19 protein-coding genes, 1 tRNA gene and 1 pseudogene are annotated in these 25,183 nt (G+C 63.4%); 15 read left to right on the top strand and 6 right to left on the bottom strand.

The window, feature by feature from the left end:
• Window positions 1-118: 118 nt before the first annotated feature.
• Window positions 119-1,507: an alpha,alpha-trehalose-phosphate synthase (UDP-forming) gene (gene otsA / locus G3N59_RS18970; RefSeq protein ID WP_205984173.1), complete on the top strand. Its 1,389-nt coding sequence runs from the start codon at window positions 119-121 to the stop codon at window positions 1,505-1,507.
• Between the two features lie 87 nt (window positions 1,508-1,594).
• On the opposite strand, the gene G3N59_RS18965 is transcribed toward otsA, so the two are convergent.
• Window positions 1,595-3,430: an ABC transporter ATP-binding protein gene (locus tag G3N59_RS18965; RefSeq protein WP_205984172.1), complete on the bottom strand. Its 1,836-nt coding sequence runs from the start codon at window positions 3,428-3,430 to the stop codon at window positions 1,595-1,597.
• A gap of 726 nt (window positions 3,431-4,156) precedes the next feature.
• Here G3N59_RS18965 and G3N59_RS18960 point away from each other — a divergent pair.
• The 3 genes from G3N59_RS18960 to G3N59_RS18950 all read left to right on the top strand — a co-directional run bounded on the left by G3N59_RS18960 (window position 4,157) and on the right by G3N59_RS18950 (window position 6,981).
• A complete protein-coding gene (locus tag G3N59_RS18960; protein ID WP_205984171.1) occupies window positions 4,157-5,221 on the top strand; it encodes a glycosyltransferase family 4 protein in 1,065 nt (354 codons plus the stop codon).
• A gap of 236 nt (window positions 5,222-5,457) precedes the next feature.
• The gene (locus G3N59_RS18955) at window positions 5,458-6,390 is read left to right on the top strand and encodes a hypothetical protein (RefSeq protein WP_205984170.1); all 933 of its coding nucleotides are present in this window, start codon (window positions 5,458-5,460) and stop codon (window positions 6,388-6,390) included.
• A gap of 126 nt (window positions 6,391-6,516) precedes the next feature.
• A complete protein-coding gene (locus G3N59_RS18950) occupies window positions 6,517-6,981 on the top strand; it encodes a DUF2214 family protein (protein ID WP_205984169.1) in 465 nt (154 codons plus the stop codon).
• A 100-nt stretch (window positions 6,982-7,081) separates the two neighbouring features.
• Here G3N59_RS18950 and G3N59_RS18945 read toward each other — a convergent pair.
• The 4 genes from G3N59_RS18945 to G3N59_RS18930 form a co-directional block, all read right to left on the bottom strand.
• Window positions 7,082-7,156 (bottom strand) — tRNA-Val (locus G3N59_RS18945).
• A 49-nt stretch (window positions 7,157-7,205) separates the two neighbouring features.
• Window positions 7,206-7,952, bottom strand: coding sequence for a DNA polymerase III subunit epsilon (gene dnaQ / locus G3N59_RS18940; protein WP_205984168.1), 747 nt, complete (start codon window positions 7,950-7,952; stop codon window positions 7,206-7,208).
• 61 nt (window positions 7,953-8,013) lie between these two features.
• Window positions 8,014-8,463 (bottom strand): ribonuclease HI, encoded by a 450-nt coding sequence (gene rnhA, locus G3N59_RS18935; RefSeq protein ID WP_205984167.1) that lies wholly within the window; start codon window positions 8,461-8,463, stop codon window positions 8,014-8,016.
• The gene (locus G3N59_RS18930) at window positions 8,460-9,287 is read right to left on the bottom strand and encodes a class I SAM-dependent methyltransferase (RefSeq protein WP_205984166.1); all 828 of its coding nucleotides are present in this window, start codon (window positions 9,285-9,287) and stop codon (window positions 8,460-8,462) included. The genes rnhA and G3N59_RS18930 overlap by 4 nt, the downstream gene beginning before the upstream one ends.
• Window positions 9,288-9,301: 14 nt before the next feature.
• On the opposite strand from G3N59_RS18930, the gene gloB reads away from it, so the two are divergent.
• From gloB to G3N59_RS18900, 6 genes are all read left to right on the top strand, one after another.
• Window positions 9,302-10,165 carry a hydroxyacylglutathione hydrolase gene (gene gloB, locus G3N59_RS18925; RefSeq protein ID WP_205984165.1) on the top strand — a complete coding sequence of 288 codons (864 nt, stop codon included), beginning with the start codon at window positions 9,302-9,304 and terminating at the stop codon, window positions 10,163-10,165.
• A 153-nt stretch (window positions 10,166-10,318) separates the two neighbouring features.
• Window positions 10,319-11,974, top strand: a complete 1,656-nt coding sequence (locus G3N59_RS18920) for a transglycosylase SLT domain-containing protein (RefSeq protein WP_205984164.1) — start codon at window positions 10,319-10,321, stop codon at window positions 11,972-11,974.
• Between the two features lie 681 nt (window positions 11,975-12,655).
• On the top strand, window positions 12,656-13,795 hold the full coding sequence (gene carA, locus G3N59_RS18915; RefSeq protein ID WP_205984163.1) for a glutamine-hydrolyzing carbamoyl-phosphate synthase small subunit: 1,140 nt from the start codon (window positions 12,656-12,658) through the stop codon (window positions 13,793-13,795).
• A gap of 140 nt (window positions 13,796-13,935) precedes the next feature.
• Entirely contained in the window at window positions 13,936-17,190 is a 3,255-nt protein-coding gene (gene carB, locus G3N59_RS18910; RefSeq protein ID WP_205984162.1) for a carbamoyl-phosphate synthase large subunit, read from the top strand.
• A gap of 208 nt (window positions 17,191-17,398) precedes the next feature.
• Window positions 17,399-17,875 carry a transcription elongation factor GreA gene (greA, locus tag G3N59_RS18905; RefSeq protein ID WP_205984161.1) on the top strand — a complete coding sequence of 159 codons (477 nt, stop codon included), beginning with the start codon at window positions 17,399-17,401 and terminating at the stop codon, window positions 17,873-17,875.
• 79 nt (window positions 17,876-17,954) lie between these two features.
• Complete coding sequence (locus tag G3N59_RS18900) at window positions 17,955-18,416, top strand: DUF4149 domain-containing protein (protein ID WP_205984303.1); 462 nt, start codon at window positions 17,955-17,957, stop codon at window positions 18,414-18,416.
• 100 nt (window positions 18,417-18,516) lie between these two features.
• Here the strand turns inward: G3N59_RS18900 and yhbY are convergent, their stop codons facing one another.
• Window positions 18,517-19,056 (bottom strand): ribosome assembly RNA-binding protein YhbY, encoded by a 540-nt coding sequence (gene yhbY / locus G3N59_RS18895; RefSeq protein ID WP_205984160.1) that lies wholly within the window; start codon window positions 19,054-19,056, stop codon window positions 18,517-18,519.
• Window positions 19,057-19,317: 261 nt separating this feature from the next.
• Between yhbY and G3N59_RS18890 the strand changes: the two genes are divergently transcribed.
• The 5 genes and pseudogenes from G3N59_RS18890 to G3N59_RS18870 all read left to right on the top strand — a co-directional run.
• A complete protein-coding gene (locus G3N59_RS18890; RefSeq protein WP_205984159.1) occupies window positions 19,318-19,980 on the top strand; it encodes an RlmE family RNA methyltransferase in 663 nt (220 codons plus the stop codon).
• A 219-nt stretch (window positions 19,981-20,199) separates the two neighbouring features.
• Window positions 20,200-22,092 carry an ATP-dependent zinc metalloprotease FtsH gene (ftsH, locus tag G3N59_RS18885; protein WP_205984158.1) on the top strand — a complete coding sequence of 631 codons (1,893 nt, stop codon included), beginning with the start codon at window positions 20,200-20,202 and terminating at the stop codon, window positions 22,090-22,092.
• A gap of 216 nt (window positions 22,093-22,308) precedes the next feature.
• Window positions 22,309-23,124, top strand: a complete 816-nt coding sequence (gene folP / locus G3N59_RS18880; RefSeq protein WP_205984302.1) for a dihydropteroate synthase — start codon at window positions 22,309-22,311, stop codon at window positions 23,122-23,124.
• 91 nt (window positions 23,125-23,215) lie between these two features.
• Complete coding sequence (gene glmM, locus G3N59_RS18875) at window positions 23,216-24,568, top strand: phosphoglucosamine mutase (protein WP_205984157.1); 1,353 nt, start codon at window positions 23,216-23,218, stop codon at window positions 24,566-24,568.
• Window positions 24,569-24,984: 416 nt separating this feature from the next.
• Window positions 24,985-25,183, top strand: a pseudogene (locus G3N59_RS18870) (substrate-binding domain-containing protein); the annotation flags it as partial.

Genomic DNA, 25,183 nt, shown 5'->3' with positions numbered 1-25,183 from the left:
TGCCCATACCCCAGCCAGTATTTTTCGCGACCCTGACGACGTTCAAGGTCCTCGCGCCCGTGCCAGCATCGCCCGCACGGGCACGTCCTGTCTCAATCCAGCACGGAATCTGTAATTCATGAGCCGACTCATCATCGTGTCGAACCGGGTCGCGCCGATCTCCGAAGGCGGCCCGGCCGCCGGCGGTCTCGCGGTCGGCGTGTACGACGCGCTCAAGGAAACCGGCGGCATGTGGTTCGGCTGGAGCGGCGAAGTGCTCTCCTCGGGCCAGCCGCAGATCCAGCTCGAAGAGCGCGGTCCGGTCACCTTCGCGACCATCGGCCTGCTGCGCCGCGACTACGACCAGTACTACCGCGGCTTCTCGAATGCCACGCTCTGGCCGGCGTTCCACTATCGCGCCGATCTGCTCCAGTACGACCGCCACGAATACGAAGGCTATTGCCGCGTCAACGCGTGGCTCGCGCAGCAGCTCGTGCCGCTGCTGCAGGACGACGACGTCATCTGGGTCCACGACTATCACCTGATTCCGTTTGCCAAGGCGCTGCGCGCGGCGGGCGTGAAGAACCGCATCGGCTTCTTCCTGCACATTCCGTTTCCGGCTTCGCAGGTGCTGCTGGCGGTGCCGCCGCATCGCGAACTGGTGGACGCGCTGTGCTCGTTCGATCTGCTCGGCTTCCAGACCCGGCCCGACGTGCGCGCGTTTTGCGACTACATCGTCAACGAGGCGGGCGGCACGGTCGAAAAGGGCGAGGACGGCCGCACGCGCATCGATGCCTTCGGCAAGACGCTCTACGCGAACGACTATCCGATCGGCGTCTATCCGGACGAAGTCGCCGAACTCGCCAAGGCGGGCGAGCGCGGCAAGCCGGTGCGCACGCTCAAGTCCACGCTGCATGGCCGCAAGGTGATCATGAGCGTGGACCGGCTCGATTACTCGAAGGGGCTGGTCGAGCGTTTTCGCGCGTTCGAGCGTCTGCTCGAACATTCGACGGCGCAGCGCAACAAGGTCTCGTTCGTGCAGATCGCGCCGCCCACGCGCGCCGATCTGCATGCGTATCAGGACATCCGTCTGCGCCTGGAGGCGGAGTCGGGCCGCATCAACGGCCGTTTCGCCGAACTCGACTGGACGCCGATCTGGTACATCCATCGACAGTACGAGCGCGCGGTGCTGGCGGCGCTGTTCCGCGCGTCGCACGTGGGCTACGTCACGCCATTGCGTGACGGCATGAATCTCGTGGCGAAGGAATATGTCTCCGCGCAGGACCCGGAAAATCCTGGCGTGCTGGTGCTGTCGCGCTTTGCGGGCGCGGCGCAGGAGTTGTCGGGTGCGCTGATCGTCAATCCGCTCGATATCGACGGAATGGCCGATGCGCTCGCCACCGCTCTGGCGATGCCGCTGGCCGAACGCCTCGCGCGCTACAACGACATGATGGTGCAACTGCGCGAGAACAATGTCTCGGTCTGGCGCGACCGCTTCATGCGCGATCTGACAGGACGCACGGCATAGGCTTGCACATCGGCCGACGCTGGAAATAAAAAAGCCGCTTCATGACGAAGCGGCTTTTTCTTTTGCGGAGCGGGAAGGGCGTCGCGCTCAGGCGACGTGTTTCTCGTCGCTCTTCTTGCTGCCCAGATGCAGCGTCGAGTGCTTGCCGTACTGCTTGGCGAGCAGGTCGCGATACAGGCCCGGACGATTGCGCAACTCTTCCGGACTGCCGTCGTCGATCACCTTGCCCGTGCTCATCACGATGATGCGGTCGAAGTTGTTCAGCGTAGACAGCCGGTGCGCGATGGCGATCACGGTGCGGCCCACCATCAGGCGGTCGAGCGCCTGCTGGATCGCTTCTTCGGACGCGCTGTCGAGCGCCGAGGTGGCTTCGTCGAGCAGCAGGATCGGCGAATTCTTGAGAATCGCGCGGGCGATGGCAATGCGCTGACGCTGGCCGCCCGAGAGCTTCACGCCCCGGTCGCCGACGATCGTGTCGTAGCCTTCGGGCATCGCCTCGATGAAGTCGGCGCAGCGTGCCTCGCGGGCGGCCGCCATGACTTCTTCGCGGCTCGCCTCGGGACGGCCGTAGGCGATGTTCTCGTAGATCGAGCGGTGCAGCAGCGAAATGTCCTGCGGCACCAGCGCGATGGCGTGGCGCAGGCTGTCCTGCGTGACGTGGGCGATGTCCTGCCCGTCGATCTTGATCGCGCCGCCCTGGGTCTCGTAGAAGCGCTGCAGCAGCGCGAGCACGGTGGTCTTGCCCGCGCCCGACTTGCCGATCAGGCCCACGCGCTGGCCAGCCTGAATGTTCAGATCGAAGTGATCGAGAATCGGCTTGCGGTGCGGATAGGCGAAGGTCACGCCTTCGAAGTCCACGCGGCCGCCTTGCGCGATCAGTTCGGTCGCATCGTTGCGGTCGGGCATGCCGTGCGGTTCGAGCAGCGTCTGCACGGCTTCGGCCAGACGCGCCACGTGCTGCGTCACGTCCACCAGCGCCACCGCGAGGTCGCGCGTGCCGTGCAGAATCGTGAAGCCGAGCGAGCTCACCAGCACGATGTCGCCGGACGTGGCCTTGCCCTGATTCCAGAGCCACAGCGCCCAGCCGAGCAGGCCGGCCGACAGCATCGCCGTGATGACGGCGTGCAGCAGGCGCAGCTTTTCCAGATAGAGCAGGCTGGCGCGGCGCGTGTCGAGTTCGGCCTTGACGGTCGTGCCGAAGCGTTTTTGCTCGCGCAGCGTCATGCCGAAGGCGCGCACGAGCGCCATATTGCCGATCACATCGACGAGTTCGCCGTCCACGGCGGCCGCCTTGGAGGCGAACGCGTGATGGCGTGCCGAACCGCGGCCGGCCAGCTTGAACAGGATCACCGAAAGGATCGCCGAGCACAGCAGCAGGCCCGCCGCCATCATCGGATTGACGGCGATGATCATGACGATCGCGCCGGCTACCGCGATACACGGCGGCAAGACGTTCCAGGCGGTGGTGTTTTCGGCGGTATAGACGGCGTTCGAGGTGGCCGTGATCCGGCTGGCGAGCGTGCCGGGCTGTTTCTCCGCGTAATAGGTGGGTGAATGGCCGCTCAGATACTGGAACAGGTCGCGCCTCAAGTCGCCGGTGACGGCGACGAAAGTGTGCGCGGCGAACCAGCCGCCAACCCGCCAGAGCAGGTTATCGGCGGCAATCAGGCCGACGAGGATGGCGAAGGCGGTCCACAGCGGCCCCGGATGGTGCCGTCCCGCGCCGAGCACGTCGATCAGATGCTTGATCGCGTACTGCGAGGCGAGCGCGCAGCCAACGGCCGCAAAGACACTGGCCAGTACGACGGCGTGAGCGAAGGGATGGCGCTTGATATAGCGAAACAGGAACGCAAGAGGCCGCCGCGCATAGCTCGCGAGCTTTGCGTTGTGGGCGTTACGCTGGGCGATGGTCAGATGTTCCAATTGATCGGTGGTCGGTCTGACGGAGCTTCGTCCGTGCAAGGTAGTAAAAGAGGAAGGAAGGTGCCAGCGGCAAAACCTTGAAGGCATTCCCGCATTGTAAACACGCGTGGCGCATGACGCATCGCCTGTGCCCGACGGGAGGCGAATCTTATCGCGAGCGGGCGGCGCAGCGTGTTCCTTCCCGACAGGGTGTCGCGCCGGAGGTTCAACAGGTTTTCAGGGCGCTTTTAGAGATACAATTACGGATTGCATTCAGGATGGCCGTGTGCTTAAGCATCTGACACTTTGATGTCGGCGCCATCCGCGAAATGTGCAGACCGTGACGACGGCCTGCTGCCCGGAAACGAACCCCCAATTTAGAACTGTCTTTGAAAACAGTGGGTTGCGGAGTGTTTCTGGTTTGTAACAACGTAAAGACTTTGAAATGTTCTAGCCGGTAGCGGGCGCAAGCCCGGATAATGCCGTCTCGAATAGCGTAGGGAATTTGACAGCTTTCTTGTCAACGACCGCGAACCCTGCGCGTTTACCGCCTGAGCCGCCGCGTGTGTCAATAACACACTGTACAACTGCGTGTACAACTGCGTCGGTCTGTGTGCCGGGCTATCCGGCGCGGTTAGCGGTAAGAACGCCTGGTGAGGCGCGCGGCAAGCCTGCCGCAGCACGCAAGGTCGATTGTCAAATTTGTAGTACTTAGCCCGATTTATTACGAGGAAGGAGTTCACCACTATGCGAATCGCTCAAATCGCTCCGTTGCACGAGGCGGTTCCTCCCAAGCTGTACGGCGGCACGGAACGGGTGGTCTCCTACCTGACCGAAGCGCTGGTCGAACAGGGTCATGACGTTACGCTGTTCGCAAGCGGCGATTCGATCACCTCGGCGAAGCTCGAAGCGTTCTGGCCGCAGGCTCTGCGCCTCGACCCCACGATTCGCGACGTGATGGCTCCGCACATGCTGCTGCTCGAAGAAGTGCGCCGCCGCGCGGACGAATTCGACGTGCTGCATTTCCACATCGATTACTACCCGTTCTCGCTGTTCCAGCGTCAGGAAGTGCCGTTCGTCACGACGATGCACGGCCGTCTCGACCTGCCGGAACTGCAGCCGATCTTCAACGCATTCAGCGATGTGCCGGTTGTGTCGATTTCGGACAACCAGCGCCTGCCGCTGCAGCAAGCCAACTGGCAGCAGACCGTCTATCACGGCCTGCCGGAAGACGTGCTGCGTCCGATCGACAACGTCGAGCCGGGCTACCTCGCTTTCCTCGGCCGTGTGTCGCCGGAGAAGGGTCTGGACAAGGCGATCCGCATCGCCGGTCAGGCAGGCATGAAGCTCAAGGTTGCCGCGAAGATCGACAAGGCCGACCGCGCTTACTACGAAGAAGTCATCAAGCCGCTGATGGCGCAGTCGCACGTCGAGTACATCGGCGAAATCGGCGAGCACGAAAAGCGTGAATTCCTCGGCAACGCGCACGCGCTGGTGTTCCCGATCGACTGGCCGGAGCCCTTCGGTCTCGTCATGATCGAAGCCATGGCCTGCGGTACGCCGGTGATCGCGTTCAAGCGCGGTTCGGTGCCGGAAGTCATCGAAAACGGCGTGTCGGGTTTTGTCGTCGAAGACGAAATCAGCGCAGTCGCAGCGGTCAAGCGTCTGTCGTCGCTGTCGCGCGCCGGCGTGCGCAAGGCGTTCGAAGATCGCTTCTCGTCGAAGGTGATGGCGCGCAACTACGTCGCCGTGTACGAAGAAATGCTGCGCCAGAAGCGCCGCACCGTGCTGCGCGAAGTCAACGCAAGCTAAGCCGTAAGCTGTTCTGGACGCGCGCTGCGCGTCCAGCGTCGCATCAACGCCCCTGTGCCCGTGCACGGGGGCGTTGTCGTATCTGCGCTACCTCAAGACACGACTGCAGGCGGTCCACCGTATGCGGCGGCGAGCGTGAGGCGGCGAGGCAATGTCCCTATAATGGCCGTTCCGCGCAAAACCGCGGCTAGTTCATGAAAACAGCGCAAGACCTCAGCGACATCAGGAGAAGTACCTTGGCGAGACCCCGTCCGACGCGCGCGGCTACCGTTCCCGGTGCCGGCACGCTCTTCGCGCTGCGCGCGATCGGCCTCGTCATTCTCGCGCGCTGGCTGCATTCGATGGGCGAGATGGAGCATTTCCTCACCTCGCTCGAAGCCATGGCGTCGTCACCGGCGGCGTGTCTGAATCTCGTCTTTCTGTTTCTGCTGATCGTGCTGCCGGGCGCGAAGGCGCGCGTCGAGCGGCCGTTCCATCCGCTGCCGCAGTGGCTGCGCCAGGCGCTGCGCTGCTTCGGTCTGCTCGGCTGCCTGTTCGCGCTCTGGTCGATCGGCGCGTTCACGTGGTTCGCCGGCTGGCGGCGCGCCGTGCATGCGGTGGCGGAAACCAATGGCTGGCTGGTGGTGGCGCCCGCGCTCTATGCGGCGGTCGTGTGGATCTGCCGGCCGCGCGCGCTCTGGCGCACCAACATCGCGGCACGCCGCTTCGCGATCGGCCGCTATGCGGTGTCGATCGATGCGGCAACGCGCACCACGGTCGTCTGGCTCGAAAGCCGCAAGCTCGGGCAATACGATGCGCGCGAGTTGTCGGTGCGCTGGCCGTCGGGCGAGCAGGGCGCGGCGGCGGTGAGCCAGCCGGTTGCGCCGATCATGCCCGTCGCGCCGCTCGCCGATGCTGCCGATGTCGTGGTCGATGCGCACGCAACCGATTCGCCTGCGCTGCCAGCGTCAACCGGCACGAGTCTCGTGCCCGTCGTTGCGGCGCGTGCGGCAACGCACACGCAGATTCGCGAACGTCGGCCGAAAATCGAATTGCTGTGGGATTCGCCCGCAGCGGCGGGGCATAACCGTCAGCTCGTTTTCCGCGTGCGTCTTGCCAGCGTGAGCGACCGCGAGGCGGCACGCGCGCTCGACACCGCCTTGCAACAGGCGGCGTTCACTGCCGGCTAGTCAGCCTGGCCGCACTGCATCACGAGCTGTTCTGCGCGAGGTCCGCATCTGATTCGTATCTGAAGTTCGGATCGATCGCACTTCGCGCATGCTTGCCGATCCCGTCGTGATCTCGAAGGAGTCGCCATGCTGATCCGCTGGTTGCTTGCCGCCATTCACCTGCTTGCCTTCGGCTTCGCGCTCGCCTCGATTCTGCGGCGCACGCGCGGGCTGCGTCGCTGCACCTCAACCGAAGATCTGCCGATGATTTTCAGCGCCGATAACGGCTGGGGCGCTTCGGCCGTCGTGCTGATCCTCACCGGCGCGGCGCGCGCATTCGGCGGCTTCGAGAAGGGCGCCGAATACTATCTGCACGAACCGCTGTTCCATTTGAAGATGGGCGCGCTCGTGTTGATCCTGCTGCTGGAAATCATGCCGATGCGGGCGCTGGTGCGCTGGCGTACGGCGGTGAGTCGCGGCGATGTGCCCGATCTGACCGCCGCGCCGAAGTACGCGCGCATCGGCCGCTGGCAGACGTTGCTGCTGGTGGCGATGGTGTTCGCAGCGACCGGAATGGCGCGCGGCATCGGCGTGGAGACGGTGGGCGAGTAGCGTGTGCCGACAACGTTTTGCGCGCCAATGAAAAAAGCCCCGTTGCTTGCGCAACGGGGCTTTTTATCTTCGGTGCTTGTCTTTACCAACACCAGAATCCTGGTGGGTAGTACTGGGATCGAACCAGTGACCCCTGCCGTGTGAAGGCAGTGCTCTACCGCTGAGCTAACCACCCGAAGAGATTGAAATTATGCCGGGCATTTTCAATCTTGTAAAGCCCTTTTTTAAGTATTTTGCGTAGTCGCTGAAATTTCTTCTGCGGGCGCCGGTTCGGTACGCCAGACCGACGTGCCCTTGACCGCTTTGTCGAGACCATCGAGCAGCGCATTGTGTGCGTCCAGCTCGTCGGCGCTCGCCGCAATCACGGGGAGCGCGAGTGTATCGAACTTCACGCGCGTTGTCGCGACTTCGCCTGCGGTTTCCGCTGCGCTCGACATATCGATCACGAGGCTTTCCTGGCCGCGCGTCATCGCGAGATAGACTTCGGCGAGCAGTTCCGAGTCGAGCAGTGCGCCGTGCAGCGTACGGTGCGCGTTGCTGATGCCGAAGCGGTCGCACAGCGCGTCGAGCGAATTGCGCTTGCCCGGGAACATCTGCTTGGCCTGCACCAGCGTGTCGATCACGTTGCCGCAATGCTCCTTGAGCGGCGGCTTGCCGACGAGCGCGAGCTCCGCATCCAGAAAGCCGATGTCGAACGGCGCGTTGTGAATGATGAGTTCCGCGTCGCGAATGAAGTCGAGAATCTCGTTGGCGACTTCGGCGAACTTGGGTTTGTCGGCGAGAAACTCGGTCGTCAGGCCGTGCACCGCCAGTGCGCCAGGATCGCTGTCGCGTTCCGGGTTCACGTAGAAGTGCAGGTTGTTGCCGGTGAGCCGGCGGTTCAGCAGTTCGACGCAGCCGATTTCAATGAGGCGGTCGCCCGTGCGAGGGTTCAGGCCGGTGGTTTCGGTGTCGAGAATGATCTGGCGCATGGCGTATCGGGCGTAATGCTATGAAGCGTGATTCTTGATCGAGCGCGGGCTGCGGCCCGACTCAATGTTCGTTGAGCGTGGCGACGCCGCGGTTGGCGAGCGCGTCGGCGCGTTCGTTTTCAGGATGCCCGGCGTGGCCTTTGACCCAGCGCCATTCGACCTGATGCTGCGCGACGAGCGCGTCGAGCCGCTTCCACAGATCGTCGTTCTTGACCGGCGTTTTCGCCGCCGTCATCCAGTTCTTCTTCTTCCAGCCGTGAATCCACTCGCTGATGCCTTTCTGCACATATTGCGAGTCGGTGTGCACGATCACCTTGCACGGACGCTTGAGCGCTTCGAGCGCGGCGATCACGCCCATCAGTTCCATGCGGTTGTTGGTCGTGCCGTGCTCACCGCCGAACAGTTCCTTTTCCTGCGTGCCGAAGCGCAGCAGCGCGCCCCAGCCGCCGGGGCCGGGATTGCCCTTGCAGGCGCCGTCGGAGAAGATTTCGACGAAATCGGGTGTGCTCATGAGTCCTTGTTGCGTGTAGGGGAGGGCGTGGTGGCGGCGGCCTTCAGGCTCGGCGCCAGCACGGGTTTCTTGACCTTCAGCGGGCCGACGAGCCGCATGCCGCGCACGCGCTTGATCGCCGTAACCATATAGACCGCGCCGAAGATCGCCCACCAGCGGTCGCCGGCGGCCTCCATGAATTCATAACGGCCGAGCCACTTGTCCGTGGAAAGCGGCGGCCGGTAGCAGCCAAAACGGCCGCGTTCGAGCTCGAAACCGAGCAGTTTGATCCAGTCCTTCAGGCGCGTGAACGCGATCAGGTCCTGTTGCGTGGGCAAAAACGGATGCCCCGTGAGCTTGCCCGCCGACTGCCGTGCGCCCCACAGCGACAGCGAATTGAAGCCGACGATCACCAGTTGACCTTCGGGCATCAGCACGCGTTCCGCTTCGCGCAGCAGGCGGTGCGGGTCGCTCGTGAATTCGAGCGTGTGCGGCATGACGATCAGATCGACGCTCTGCGCTTCGAACGGCAGATCGAGATGATCGCACCAGACCGTGCTGCGGCCGTCCGGCGTATGCAGTTCGGGCGCGCGCGACGGCTGGGCGCCGGGCAGGGTGTAGGGCGCGCTGGCCGCGCTGGCGGCGTCGAGCACGAGGCCGCGATACGTCATGCGGTTTTCGCGCAGCGCGTCGAGTTGCGGCAGGCCAAGCTGGAGCGCATGGTAGCCGAACACGTTCGACACCATCCGGTCGAGCTGTTCCTGCTCCCACTCCAGCACGTACCTGCCGGCCGGCGAAGCGGTCCAGGCGGGCCAGTCTATAATCGTTCGGTCAGACTTGTCCAAGAATACGTCGCCCCATGAAGAGTCCGCTTGAGCACGCGCCGGCGCACCACGGCCCGGCCGCCCGTCCCGCCGCAGCACTCGAATACGTACCGGTTCCGGCTTTTGAAGATAACTACATCTGGGTCGTGTCGGACGGCCGCAATGCCGTTGCCGTCGATCCGGGCGACGCCGCGCCGGTTCGTGCATATCTCGCTAAACGCGGCTGGCGGCTCGCCGCTATTTTACTCACCCATCATCACAACGACCATGTCGGCGGGGTAGCGGATCTCCTTTCGGATGAGCGCGTCCCCGTGTACGGCCCGGCCGGCGAGGCGCTCGGCCCGCTCGACGCGGTCGTCACGCGCGTGAAGGGCGGCGACGCCGTGCATCTGGATGCCCCTGCGCTCGATTTCAAGGTCATGGACGTGCCCGGCCACACGCGCGGCCATATCGCTTATTTTCAGGACGCGGATACGATCGGTACCCAGGGCGTGCCGCATCTATTCTGCGGCGACACGCTGTTCGCCTGCGGCTGCGGCCGCTTGTTCGAAGGCACGCCCGCGCAGATGCTGGCGTCGCTCGACTCGTTCGCGGCGCTGCCGGGCGCGACCCAGGTACACTGCGCGCACGAATACACGCTGTCGAATATCCGTTTCGCGCTGGCCTGCGATCCCGATAACGCCGCGCTGCAAACCTGGAGCCGCGAAGCAGCCGCCCTGCGCGAGCGCGGCTTGCCGACCTTGCCGACCACGATCGCGCACGAGCGTGCTGTGAACCCATTTTTGCGCGCCGATGAACCGGCCGTGCAGGCAACGCTCGCCGAAGCGCTGCACGAAACGGTGCCCGACCGGCTCGCCGCATTCACGCTGATGCGCGAGTGGAAGAACAGGTTCCGCTAACCCGCCAGAGCAAGTGGGTATGCTCAACCCAAACGTATGGAACGTGATCCAAGCCGCGGATTTGCATGGTTTTTTTCCAATTAATCCGATTGACGGAAACGTGTGCGTTCCGTACTATCGGCTGCAAATTCCAGCCATTGCAAGTTGACGTTCATGCGATTTATCCTAAGCGCGCTGCTGGTCCTGATGCTCGCCGCCTGTGCGAGCGGGGGACCCAACGCGGATTCAGCCAGTTCACTTTCTCCCGCCGATCCCCAGGCACGCGCCGACGCCATCCGCAAGACTTCCGCCGCGAAAGAAACGATTAACGTCGATAAAGGCTCGGTCGACCAGCTCACGAGCCCCGATGCCGACCTTTGGGGTCGCATCCGTCGCGGCTTCCAGATGCCCGACCTGCAAAGCGACCTCGTCGACATGAATGCGCAGTGGTATGCGCAGCGTCCGGACTACGTCGCGCGCATGACCGAGCGCTCGCAGAAATATCTGTACCACATCGTCGAAGAACTCGAAGCGCGCCATATGCCGACCGAGCTGGCGCTGCTGCCGTTCATCGAATCGGCCTATAACCCGCAGGCGCTGTCGGTTGCGAAGGCCGCGGGCATGTGGCAGTTCGTGCCGGGCACGGGCAAGACCTACAACCTCAAGCAAAACATGTGGCAGGACGAGCGCCGCGACGTGCTGGCCTCGACCAGCGCCGCGCTCGACTACCTCTCGCGCCTGCACGACATGTTCGGCGACTGGTATCTGGCGCTGGCCGCCTACAACTGGGGCGAAGGCAATGTTCAGCGAGCGATCGCGCGCAACCAGGCCGCCGGTCTGCCGACCGACTACCAGAGCCTGCGCATGCCGAACGAGACGCGTAACTACGTGCCCAAGCTGCAGGCGGTCAAGAATATCGTGATGAACCCGCAGCAATACGGCCTCACGCTGCCGAGCATCCCGAATCACCCGTACTTCGTCACCGTCACCACCTCGCACGATATCGACGTGGACGTCGCCGCCAAACTGGCGAACATGACGCCGGACGAATTCCGCACGCTCAATCCGTCGTTCAAGAAGCCCGTCATTCTGGGCGCGACCGATCCGCAGATCCTGCTGCCGTTCGATAACGCCAGCGCGTTCGAGCGCAACCTGAAGTCGTATTCGGGCCAGCTTTCTTCGTGGACCGTCTACACCACCGACTCGCGCGCCACGCCGGCGGCCATCGCGCAGAAGATCGGCGTGGACGCGGACACGCTCATGTCGGTCAACAAGATTCCGGCGGGCATGCGCCTGAAGCCGGGCTCGACGCTCGTGGTGCCGCGCACCGACGACGCCGACGACGAAGACATCAGCGCCGATGTGGCCGAAAGCGCCGTGCTCGCCATGGAGCCGGACGTGCCCGACACGCGCAAGATGCTGATTCGCGTGCGTCGCAAGCAGTCGATGGAAACGGTCGCGAGCCGTTATGGCGTCTCGGTTGGCCAGCTCAAGGCGTGGAACAAGACGCGCCGCGACGCGGTGGCGCCGGGCCAGGTGCTCGTGCTGCACGTGCCGGTGGGCAAGTCGATGCCGAGCGAGCCGGGGCCGGAACGCCTCGCCACCAACGTCTCGGGCGGGGGTGTGGAGCGGATTGGTACGCGCGTTGCGGAGTCGGGCTCGAAGTCGCGCTATGATAAGAAACACGGTCGCGCGCACACGGAAGTCGTCAAGGTTTCCGAACCGGTCAAGGCAAAGTCTTCCGGCGCAGCGCCCAGCAAGGCGTCGAAGGGTGCGGCGAGCCGCCCGAAGGCCGAAACCCACACGCAGAAACACAAGTCGTCCAAATAGCGGCTGGCTGAGGGTGCTCAGCCATGCGTTGCGGGGGCAACGCATGGTGGTTTCGCTCCGATCACTTTAAAGCTCTTCTCGCGCCGTCACCCGGCTGGGTGGCGGCGTTTTCATTGTTGCCGCCGATTGGTGGTGCCGGCGGCAGGGCGCAACTGGTCGTCCACAACAGGCCATCCTCGGCCGACCCCAAATTGCCACGCTGGCGCCCACGTGAAGGGCGTCTATAGTGAAGAGCGGTGCAAGACGAGATACCGGATCTTCGCGAAACGCCGACGGCGCTGTCGGACGCGATACGAAATTGTCGGCAGATTTGGCACCGCGTTTCACACAACCGTCATCTCGAAATTTGGAGAAATAGGTGTTTTCACGCTATAATTCGAAGGTTTGAGCTTATCAACCCGCACCCTAGCGCCTACCTCCCCCCATCCGTTCATCCGCCGCCCGCGCTTTCCCCATCGAAGGCTGGCTGCCGCCCGATCAAGCGTCACAAACGCTCCATTCTGGCAGGCGCCCGACGCAGTTCACTGCGAGCCCCACGACACGGAATAGCCGCGTAAGGTGCGAGCCGCGCGCGCATCCCATCTAACGATGTCGATGCCGACGCCGCAGCCGCACCCAGGTCGCAAGATCGCAACGTCGGACAACAGGTCGGCACAAGGGTGCTCCCCCAAGGAGTCTCCCGTGTTGCCGTCATTCTCTCCCGCTCTGCTCGCGCTCGCCGACGGCACGGTCTTTCGTGGTTACTCGATCGGCGCGCCGGGCCATACGATCGGTGAAGTCGTGTTCAACACGGCCATCACTGGTTATCAGGAAATCCTGACCGACCCGAGCTACGCTCGCCAGATCGTCACCCTCACGTATCCGCATATCGGCAACGTCGGCGTCAACGCCGAAGACGTCGAAGCCACGAAAGTCCATGCCGCCGGCCTGATCATCCGTGATCTGCCTGTCCTCGCCTCGAACTTCCGCATGGACCGCACGCTCGGTCAGTACCTGAAGGACGAAGGCGTGGTTGCCATCGCCGGTATCGACACGCGCAAGCTCACGCGTATCCTGCGCGACAAGGGCGCGCAAAGCGGCGCGATCCTCGCAGGTTCGGACGACGAAGCCAAAGCCATCGAACTCGCACGCTCGTTCCCGGGCCTCGCGGGCATGGACCTCGCGAAGGTCGTCTCGACGGACAAGTCGTACCCGTGGAACACCACGGAATGGCGTCTGGGCGAAGGCTACCGCACGCAATCGGCGCCGAAGTACAAGGTCGTCGCATTCGACTTCGGCGTGAAGCAGAACATCCTGCGCATGCTGGCCGAGCGCGGCTGCGACGTTACCGTCCTGCCGGCGCAATCGACCGCTGAAGACGCGCTCGCGCTGAACCCGGACGGCGTGTTCCTCTCGAACGGCCCCGGCGACCCGGAACCGTGCGACTACGCCATCAAGGCGGCGCAGGCATTCATCGAGCGCGGCATCCCCACGTTCGGCATCTGCCTGGGTCACCAGATCATGGGCCTCGCCGTCGGCGCGAAGACGCTCAAGATGAAGACGGGTCACCATGGCGCGAACCATCCGGTCAAGGATCTGACCGATGGCCGCGTGGTCATCACGTCGCAGAACCACGGCTTCGCGGTGGACGCCGCCACGCTGCCCGCGAACGCACGCGTCACGCACGTGTCGCTGTTCGACGGCACGCTGCAAGGTTTCGAGCTGACCGACAAGCCGGCATTCTGCTTCCAGGGTCACCCGGAAGCGTCGCCGGGCCCGCAGGACATCGGCTATCTGTTCGATCGCTTCACGGCGTTGATGGACAAGTCGAAGGCCGCGTAAGCCGCGCCTGACAGGAAAGAGCAGAGCAGGGTGCGCAGCGAGCTGTTTAAAACACGGCCCACGCGCGCACCCGGGCGGCAAGCAAGGCAGGCAGCGAGCCGTCAGACGTAAAAGACACAGGAATATTTAGCGAGAGCGTTATGCCCAAGCGGACAGACATCAAGAGCATTCTCATCATCGGCGCGGGTCCGATCATCATCGGCCAGGCGTGCGAGTTCGATTATTCGGGCGCGCAGGCATGCAAGGCGCTGCGTGAAGAAGGCTACAAGGTCATCCTCGTCAACAGCAATCCGGCGACGATCATGACCGACCCGAACACGGCCGACGTCACCTACATCGAGCCGATCACCTGGGAAGTGGTGGAGCGCATCATCGAGAAGGAGCGCCCGGACGCGATCCTGCCGACGATGGGCGGCCAGACCGCGCTGAACTGCGCGCTCGACCTGCACCACCACGGCGTGCTGGCGAAGTACAACGTCGAGCTGATCGGCGCGTCGCCGGAAGCCATCGACAAGGCCGAAGACCGCCAGAAGTTCAAGGACGCGATGACCAAGATCGGTCTCGGTTCGGCGAAGTCGGGTGTTGCACACTCGATGGAAGAAGCGCTCAAGGTGCAAGGCGAAATCGCCGAGCAAACCGGCACGGGCGGCTATCCGGTCGTGATCCGTCCGTCGTTCACGCTCGGCGGTTCGGGCGGCGGTATCGCGTACAACCGCGAAGAATTCGAAGAGATCTGCAAGCGCGGTCTCGATCTGTCGCCTACGCGCGAACTGCTGATCGAAGAATCGCTGCTCGGCTGGAAGGAATACGAGATGGAAGTGGTCCGCGACAAGGCGGATAACTGCATCATCGTTTGCTCGATCGAAAACCTGGACCCGATGGGCATCCACACCGGCGACTCGATCACCGTCGCGCCGGCGCAGACGCTCACGGACAAGGAATACCAGATCCTGCGCGACGCTTCGCTGGCTGTGCTGCGCGAAATCGGCGTGGACACGGGCGGTTCGAACGTCCAGTTCTCGATCGACCCGCGCACGGGCCGCATGATCGTGATCGAAATGAACCCGCGTGTGTCGCGCTCATCCGCTTTGGCTTCGAAGGCGACGGGCTTCCCGATCGCCAAGGTCGCGGCGAAGCTGGCCGTCGGCTACACGCTGGACGAGCTGAAGAACGAAATCACCGGCGGCGCGACCCCGGCTTCGTTCGAGCCGACCATCGACTACGTCGTCACCAAGATTCCGCGTTTCGCGTTCGAGAAGTTCCGCGAAGCCGACCCGCGCCTCACCACGCAGATGAAGTCGGTCGGCGAAGTGATGGCGATCGGCCGCACCTTCCAGGAATCGTTCCAGAAGGCGCTGCGCGGTCTGGAAGTGGGCGTCGACGGTCTGGACGAAAAGACCACCAGCCGCGACGAGATCATCCGCGAGATCGGCGAAGCCGGTCCGGACCGTATCTGGTACGTGGGCGACGCATTCCGCGTGGGCATGACGCGCGAAGAGATCTTCGAAGAAACCGCGATCGACCCGTGGTTCCTCGCGCAGATCGAACAGATCATCCTGAAGGAAAAGGCGCTCGCCGGCCGCACGCTGGCAAGCCTCTCGAAGGAAGAGCTGAAGTACCTCAAGCAGAGTGGTTTCTCGGATCGCCGTCTGGCGAAGCTGCTGGGCAGCACGCAGACGGACGTGCGTAAGCGCCGTATCGAGCTGAACGTGCGCCCGGTCTACAAGCGCGTGGACACCTGCGCGGCCGAGTTCGCCACCAAGACCGCCTACATGTACTCGACCTATGAGGAAGAGTGCGAGGCCAACCCGACGAACAACAAGAAGATCATGGTGCTGGGCGGCGGCCCGAACCGGATCGGCCAGGGTATCGAGTTCGACTACTGCTGCGTTCACGCTGCGCTCGCGATGCGCGAAGACGGCTACGAAACCATCATGGTCAACTGCAACCCGGAAACGGTTTCGACCGACTACGACACGTCCGACCGTCTGTACTTCGAGTCGCTGACGCTCGAAGACGTGCTCGAAATCGTCGATCTGGAAAAGCCGGTTGGCGTGATCGTGCAGTACGGCGGCCAGACGCCGCTGAAGCTTGCGCTCGACCTCGAAGCGAACGGTGTGCCCATCGTCGGCACCTCGCCGGACATGATCGACGCCGCTGAAGACCGCGAGCGTTTCCAGAAGCTGCTGCAGGACCTGAACCTGCGCCAGCCGCCTAACCGCACCGCACGCGCCGAAGACGAAGCGCTCAAGCTGGCCGACGAAATCGGCTACCCGCTCGTCGTGCGCCCGTCGTACGTGCTGGGCGGCCGCGCCATGGAAATCGTCCACGAGCCGCGCGACCTCGAGCGCTACATGCGCGAGGCCGTGAAGGTGTCGAACGATTCGCCGGTGCTGCTCGACCGCTTCCTGAACGACGCGATCGAGTGCGACGTGGACTGCATCTCCGATGGCACGGACGTGTTCATTGGCGGCGTGATGGAACACATCGAACAGGCTGGCGTGCACTCGGGCGACTCGGCCTGCTCGCTGCCGCCGTACTCGCTGTCGCAGGAAACGGTCACGGAACTCAAGCGCCAAACCGGCGCGATGGCCAAGGCACTGAACGTGGTCGGCCTGATGAACGTGCAGTTCGCGATCCAGCAGGTTCCGCAGGATGACGGTTCGAAGAAGGACATCATCTACGTGCTGGAAGTGAACCCGCGCGCTTCGCGTACCGTTCCGTACGTCTCGAAGGCAACCAGCCTGCCGCTCGCGAAGATCGCGGCGCGTGCGATGGTCGGCCAGAAGCTGGCGGATCAGGGCGTGACGAAGGAAGTCGTGCCGCCGTACTTCAGCGTCAAGGAAGCAGTGTTTCCGTTCATCAAGTTCCCGGCTGTCGATCCGGTGCTCGGACCCGAAATGCGTTCGACCGGCGAAGTGATGGGCGTGGGCAAGACCTTCGGCGAAGCGCTGTTCAAGTCGCAGCTCGCCGCCGGTTCGCGTCTGCCGGAATCGGGCACGGTGTTCATCACCGTGATGGATTCGGACAAGCCGAAGGCGGTTGAAGTCGCGCGCATGCTGCACGAACTCGGTTATGCGATCGTCGCCACGCGCGGCACCGCGGCCGCGATCGAAGCGGCCGGCGTGCCGGTCAAGGTCGTCAACAAGGTGAAGGACGGCCGTCCGCACATCGTCGACATGATCAAGAACGGCGAGATTTCGCTGGTCTTCACGACCGTCGACGAAACCCGCGCCGCGATCGCCGATTCGCGCTCGATCCGCATGAGCGCGCAGGCAAACAAGGTCACGTACTACACCACGATGTCCGGCGCGCGCGCCGCCGTCGAGGGTCTGCGCTACCTGAAGAACCTGGAAGTCTATGATTTACAAGGCCTCCACGCTCGCCTAAACTAAGGCTTCGATTGTCTGTCCAATACGAACGAGGCAGGCAAACATAGCTGAATGTGCCGCGGTTAAGCGGCGTCCCAACAGGGTTTTCAGGCTGCGCCAGCATGCGCCGCCGCCCTCGCGGGATGCACTTAACCGCGGTGATTTTTTTTATGGCCGCAATCTGTATTGCATGCGGCATCAATACGGCCCCAAGCGGCCGAACGAGTTGTTTATGAGCACGATTCCCTTGACCAGGCGCGGTGCAGACCAGCTTCGCGGCGAACTGCAACACCTGAAATCCGTCGAGCGTCCGGCGGTCATCAATTCGATCGCCGAAGCGCGCGCGCAGGGCGATCTCTCGGAAAACGCGGAATACGACGCCGCGAAGGAAAAGCAGGGCTTCATCGAGGGCCGTATCGCTGAAATCGAATCGAAGCTGGCGGCCGCGCAGGTCATCGACCCGGCCACGCTCGAAGCGGATGGCCGCATCGTGTTCGGTTCGACCGTCGATCTCGAAGACCTCGAATCGGGCAAGACCGTGACGTACCAGATCGTCGGCGACGACGAAGCCGATCTCGAACACGGCCTGATTTCGGTGAGCTCGCCCATCGCGCGCGCACTGATCGGCAAGTCGGAAGGCGACGTCGCTGCCGTGCAGGCCCCGAGCGGCGTGCGCGAATACGAAGTCATCGAGGTTCGCTACGTCTGACGAGGCGCGATCAATGGGTCACGATGTGAAAAATGACGTGAGCGCCGATATTCGCGCAGCGCAGTCTGGTGGCTCGCTGGTGCCGCATCGCCTGTTCGCGCTGCTCGCCATGCTGTGGGTGGGCAGCCAGCTCACCATCGGTTATGCGGTGGCGCCGGTGCTGTTCACCACGCTCGACCGTATGACGGCGGGCGCGCTGGCGGCGCAGCTCTTTCGCATCGAGGGCATGATCGGGCTGGTCGGCGGCGTGCTGCTGCTCGTGATGGCGAACGTGTTCGTGCGGCGCGGGGACGTGGGGTATCGCCGCCTGCGCTGGCTGCTGGTAGGCATGCTGCTGTGCGTGGTGGTCGGCTATTACGCTTTGCAGCCGTTCATGAACGCCATGCGCATGAATGCGCTGCAGGCTGGCGTGGATATCGCCCATTCGGCCTATGCGAGCCGCTTCGGCATGCTGCACGGCATTTCGAGCGTGTTCTATCTGGTCGAAAGCCTGCTGGGCGCCTGGCTGGTGTGGCTGCTGCCGTCGGCGCGACGCAACTAGGCATTCAGGGCGCCTGGTTCAGTCTTGTGGCTGCATCGGGCGAAAAAAAGCGCGGCTCGAAGGCCGCGCTTTCTTATTCCGCGATGCGTATCGCCAGGGATTATTTCGAACCCTGGTGAATGCGCTTCGAGCTGGTCTGACGCTTCTTGGCGCGCTTGACGTTGCCGCCTTGCGTGACGCGCTCGTTACCCTTGACGGTCACCTTTTGCGCCTTCGGCTTGCGCATCGGGTTGTCGCTGGGCTTGACGACCTTCACGACGCGCGGTGCGCGCTTGCCGGCTTCGCGTGCGCTCGGCACATCGCCCGTGGGGCGCGTAACCGTGCCGCGGGCACCGGCGCGAGCCGTGGTGGTCTTCGGCTTGGCTTCTTCGGGCTTGTAGATCACCAGCAGCTTGCCGATGTGCTGGACCGGCGCGGCGTTCAGGCGATCGCAGATTTCTTCGTAGATCGCGATACGCTCTTCGCGTTCGTCGCCGAAGACGCGGACCTTGATGAGCTGGTGAGCGCCCAGGTGGACCTGGATTTCCTTCAGGACGGCGTCGGTCAATCCCTCGGAGCCGATAAGCACGACCGGTTTGAGGGCGTGAGCCTGGGAACGCAGTTCGGAGCGCTGTTCGGCAGTAAGAGTGAGGGCGGGCATGGGATGTGGCAGACTCGACTAAAATGACGGCGCTCGCCGGGCAGCCTGTCAGACCTCAAGACGAGGGGCAGGCGCACAGGAAGGCGAAAGGCGCGTCGGAAACAACGGAAAACCGTGGAGAACGGCGTGGCGCGGGCTGGTGAAGGCAGGTGTGGCGGTGAAAACACGCTCACATAGCCGCACGGGCCGCGACGGCCGCACGAATTAAACGCGTATTATCCGCTAAAAGCGCGACATCACGCAGCAAGAGTTCAATCTTTAATGGCAAAAAACCGCTTCAATACGTCGTGGCTGCACGACCATATCAACGATCCGTACGTGAAACTGGCGCAACGGGAGGGCTATCGCGCCCGTGCCGCGTACAAGCTCAAGGAAATCGACGAGCAGGACAAGCTGATCCGTCCTGGCATGGTCATCGTCGACCTGGGCGCCGCGCCCGGCAGCTGGAGCCAGTACGCCCGCAACAAGCTGGCGCAGGGCACGAAACGCGACGAACAACGTCAAGGCGGTATCGACGGTACGATCATTGCGCTCGACCTCCTGCCGATGGAGCCAATCTCCGACGTGCAATTCCTGCAAGGCGACTTCCGCGAAGACAGCGTGCTTGAGCAGCTGGAAGAAATCGTGAATGGGCGTCCGGTAGATCTTGTAATTTCGGATATGGCGCCCAATCTGTCGGGAGTCGCGCTGGCGGATGCCGCGCGTATCGAGCATGTCTGCGATCTCGCGCTCGAATTTTCGCAGAATCATCTGAAACCGGATGGTGCCCTTTTAGTAAAATGCTTTCACGGCAGTGGTTACAGCCAGATCGTCGAGAAATTCAAGCATCAGTTCAAGGTCGTGGCCGCGCGCAAGCCGAAAGCTTCGCGCGATAAATCGTCCGAAACGTTTATATTGGGCAAACATCTGAAGCGACCCCGTTAACCTCGGGCATTACGCAAGGATCGGTTCCAGCGCGTCAGGCGCCTTGCAAGGACTGTAAAGTTTCGCCCGAATAAGCTTCGGGACGTTGTCCGACAAGGCGCATCGGCTATTTATGCCTTAGCGAAACGTTATGGCAGGGCCCTGCGTACTGGATTAGAATGCTTTGGTGGTGTCGCAAGGCAAATGTAGGCGCCCGTCTATGAGTGAAGGAGTGGTGCTTTGAACAACAACATGTTTTCGAAAGCAGCAGTGTGGCTGGTGATCGCACTGGTGCTGTTTACGGTGTTCAAGCAGTTCGACAAGCCCCGTGTCCAGGAAGGCGTTTCCTATTCGCAGTTCATGGACGACGCAAAGAATGGCAAGGTCAAGAGCGTCGTAGTGCAGGGGCGGAACCTCACGGTCACTCCGGCCGATGGCCAGAAATACCAGATCGTCTCTCCGGGCGACATCTGGATGGTCGGCGACCTGATGAAGTACAACGTTCAGGTGAGCGGCAAGGCCGATGAAGAGCCGAACGCGCTTGTCTCCGCGCTGTACTACCTCGGACCGACGATCCTCATCATCGTGTTCTGGTTCTACATGATGAGACAGATGCAGGGAGGCGGCAAAGGCGGGGCGTTTTCGTTCGGTAAATCGCGCGCCCGTCTGATCGACGAGAACAACAACGCGGTCAACTTCTCCGACGTCGCAGGCTGCGACGAAGCGAAGGAAGAAGTGTCCGAGCTCGTCGACTTCCTGCGCGATCCGCAAAAATTCCAGAAGCTGGGCGGGCGCATCCCGCGCGGCGTGCTGCTGGTCGGCCCTCCGGGTACCGGTAAGACGCTGCTCGCGCGCGCCATCGCCGGCGAAGCGAAGGTGCCGTTCTTCAGCATTTCGGGTTCGGACTTCGTCGAAATGTTCGTCGGCGTGGGCGCGGCCCGTGTGCGCGACATGTTCGAGCAGGCCAAGAAGCACGCGCCGTGCATCGTCTTCATCGACGAAATCGACGCGGTCGGCCGTCATCGCGGCGCCGGCATGGGCGGCGGTAACGACGAACGCGAGCAGACGCTGAACCAGATGCTGGTGGAGATGGACGGCTTCGAGGCGAACTCGGGCGTCATCGTGATCGCGGCAACCAACCGTTCGGACGTACTGGACAAGGCGCTGCTGCGTCCGGGCCGTTTCGACCGTCAGGTCTACGTCGGTCTGCCGGACATCCGCGGCCGCGAACAGATCATGAAGGTTCACCTGCGCAAGGTGCCGATCGCCAACGACGTGGACGCAGCGGTCATCGCACGCGGCACGCCGGGCTTCTCGGGCGCCGATCTCGCGAACCTCGTGAACGAAGCGGCGCTGTTCGCCGCGCGTCGCGGCAAGCGCATCGTCGAAATGCAGGACTTCGAAGACGCGAAGGACAAGATCTTCATGGGTCCGGAGCGCAAGTCGGCCGTGATCCGCGAAGAAGCCAAGCGTGCTACGGCGTATCACGAGTCGGGTCACGCGGTCATCGCCAAGCTGTTGCCGAAGGCCGATCCGGTGCACAAGGTCACGATCATCCCGCGCGGTCGCGCACTGGGCGTGACGTGGCAGTTGCCGGAGCACGACAACGAGACGTATTCGAAGGACTATCTGCTTGACCGTCTGGCCATCCTGTTCGGCGGCCGCGTGGCAGAAGAGCTGTTCATGAACCTGATCAGCACGGGCGCTTCGGACGACTTCAACAAGGCAACGCAGACGGCCCGCGCGATGGTGACGCGTTTCGGCATGACCGACGCGATGGGACCGATGGTCTACGTCGACGACGAAAACGAAGGCGGCCCGTTCGGCAAGGGCTTCACGCGTGCGATTTCGGAAGCGACGCAGCAGAAGGTCGATGCGGAAATCCGCCGCGTGCTGGACGAGCAGTACAGCCTCGCCAAGCGTCTGCTGGACGAGAACCGCGACAAGGTCGAAGCCATGACCGCCGCGCTGATGGAGTGGGAAACGATCGACGCCGATCAGATCAACGACATCATGGCCGGTCGTCCGCCGCGCTCGCCGAAGAGCTCGCCGTCTGCAGGCGATGCGTCTTCCTCGGGCGGCAGCACGGGCAGCGAAGTGAAGCCGGGCAGCAGCGCAACCCAGCCGGCCTGACCCGCTGCGGTTCGCCAGATCGAGTAGAGTTGCGGGCCGGTGTGATCTTCACACCGGCCCGTTTTGCATTTCTGGCCGCCTCCGCGTCGCAGCGGGTGGCTGCATTTCGTTACACATCTGACGTTTCTTGACGTGTCCAAGCTCACTTCCCACGGTAATCTGCCCGAACCGCTCGTCTGCGGCCGTTTCACGCTGACCTTCGAGCGTCCGCTCGTCATGGGGATTCTCAACGCCACGCCCGATTCGTTTTCGGACGGCGGCCGCTATATCGCCTTCGACGACGCGCAGCGCCGCGCCGAGCAAATGCTGCTCGATGGCGTCGACATCATCGATATCGGTGGCGAGTCCACACGGCCGGGCGCGCCGCCCGTGCCGCTCGACGAAGAACTCGAACGCGTGATTCCGCTGGTCGAAAAGCTCAAAGGCGCGAACGTGCCTTTGTCGGTCGATACCTACAAGCCGGAAGTGATGCGCCATGCGCTCGCGGCGGGCGCGGATCTGATCAACGACATCTGGGGTTTTCGCATGCCGGGCGCGATCGACGCGGTGCGCGACAGCAACTGCGGCCTGTGCGTGATGCACATGCTCGGCGAGCCGCAGACCATGCAGGTAGGCGAGCCCGATTACGTCGATGTCGTGCGCGAGGTGCGCGAGTTTCTGCAAGCGCGTTGCGCCGAACTCGAAGTGGCAGGCGTGGCGAAGGCGCGCATCAGCGTCGATCCGGGTTTTGGTTTCGGCAAGTCGGTGGTCGAGCATAATTACGCTTTGCTCGCGCGTATGCAGGACAGCGCGCCGCAAGTCGGCGCGGGTGTTGCGCCGTATCCGATTCTCGCGGGCATGTCGCGCAAGTCGATGCTCGGCGCGTTGATCAACCGGCCGGCGCCGGAGCGCATCGCGGCCAGCGTGGCGGCGGCGGTGTGTGCGGCGCAGAAGGGCGCGGCGATCATCCGCGTGCACGACGTCGCGCCAACCGTGGATGCCCTGAAGGTCTGGGGCGCCATGCGCGAGGCCGAGCGCGCGACGGGGCAGTAAATAGCAGTAGCAGGGCGTTGAGAGACAGGGCGCGGCCGGGCAGGACAGGCCCACGGGCGCCATACAACAGTATCAATGTGAGGTTTGAGGTATGGGACGTCGTTATTTCGGAACCGATGGGGTTCGCGGCAAGGTCGGCGTGGCGCCGATCACGCCGGATTTCGTGTTGCGTCTCGGCTACGCGGCGGGCAAGGTGCTCGCGGGGGCCGCACCGGCGTCGGGCCCGCGCCCGGCCGTGCTGATCGGCAAGGACACGCGCATTTCGGGCTATATGCTCGAGGCGTCGCTGGAAGCGGGCTTGTCGGCGGCCGGCATCGACGTGATGCTTGCCGGTCCCATGACGACGCCTGGCGTCGCCTATCTCACGCGCGCGCTGCGACTCGCGGCGGGCGTGGTGATCAGCGCCTCGCACAATCCGTACTTCGATAACGGCATCAAGTTTTTCTCGGCCGACGGCAACAAGCTGCCCGACGAAGTGGAAACCCAGATCGAGGCGCAGCTTGAACAGCCGCTCGATTGCGCGCCGTCCGAGCAACTGGGCCGCGCCCGCCGTCTGGACGACGCGCGTGGCCGCTACATCGAATTCTGCAAGAGCACGTTTCCGCAGGCCTTCAGCCTGCGCGGCCTGAAGCTGGTGGTGGACTGCGCGAACGGCGCGGCCTACGACATCGCGCCGCACGTGTTCCACGAACTGGGCGCGGATGTGATTCCGATCGGCGTGTCGCCTAACGGTTTCAACATCAACGACGGCGTGGGCGCCACTGCGCCCGATGCGCTCGTGCGTGCGGTGCGGGCGAACCACGCGGATCTGGGTATCGCGCTCGATGGCGACGCGGACCGCCTGCAGATCGTCGACGCGCAAGGTCGTCTCTATAACGGCGACGAACTGCTCTACGTGCTGGTCAAGGATCGCATTGCGACCGACGGCAAGGTCGAAGGTGCGGTCGGCACGCTGATGACCAACCTCGCGGTCGAGCAGGCGCTCGATCGCCTTGGCGTGCAGTTCGTGCGCGCCAATGTGGGCGATCGTTACGTGCTGGAGCAACTGCGCGAGCACGGCTGGCAGATCGGCGCGGAAGGCTCGGGCCACATTCTCTCGCTCGATCGCCATACGACCGGCGACGGCATCGTTTCGGCGCTGCTGGTGCTCGCGGCGATGAAGCGCAGCGGCCAGACCATTGCGCAATTGCTCGGCGGCGTCACGCTGTTCCCGCAGAAGCTTATCAACGTGCGTATCGCGCAGGGCGCCGACTGGAAGGGCAATGCCGATATCCAGCAATCGATTGCCGCTGCCGAATCCGAACTCAAGGGTCGCGGCCGCGTGCTGATCCGCGCCTCGGGTACGGAGCCGGTCCTGCGCGTGATGGTGGAAGCGCGCGAGGAGCGCGAGACGCTCCATTACGCCGAATCCATCGCCGAAACGGTCAAGCGCGCTATCGCCTGATCGGAGTCTCTGGCTGACGCGATGGCCGATTAAAGCGGCACCTTGTCTGCGACAAGGTGCCGCGCCTCGTTGTGCAGCCTCCCGATTCAGCCCTCAAAAGCCATCTGGCGGAACGATTTTTTTGCAGTTGGAGCAAACGTTCAACTGCTGGTTTCAGACGCCTTTCAAACGGTCGCGCACGTCTCTACGCGTCCGACCCCGCGAGTCCGCCAAACGCCCGCCCCACGGGCCGCCGCGCGCGCCAGCGCTGGCAGGCCGGATGCTATCGCACCTGAAGTAAGCACCTTCTTCATTCTTCCTCCGCCTTTCAGCCGGTAATCGTACTGTCACGACTGCTTCATGAATCGTCACGGTACTGTCACAAAGAGGCCCTATTCTTCGCCCTGTCGTTCATCCGCTCACACACTGGAGGTCTCATGAAATTGATGCAAACCGCGCTCGCTGGCGTTGCTGGCGCCCTCTTCGCGATGGCAGCCCACGCTGCTGACATCACTGGCGCGGGCAGCACCTTTGCAGCACCGATCTACACGAAATGGGCGGATGCCTATCAAAAGTCGGGCGGCGGCAAGGTGAACTACCAAGGCATCGGCTCGTCGGGCGGTATCAAGCAGATCG

The sequence above is a fragment of the Paraburkholderia sp. Ac-20340 genome (assembly GCF_017104965.1).
Lineage (GTDB): Bacteria > Pseudomonadota > Gammaproteobacteria > Burkholderiales > Burkholderiaceae > Paraburkholderia.
This window is presented reverse-complemented; position numbering and strand designations above follow the sequence as displayed.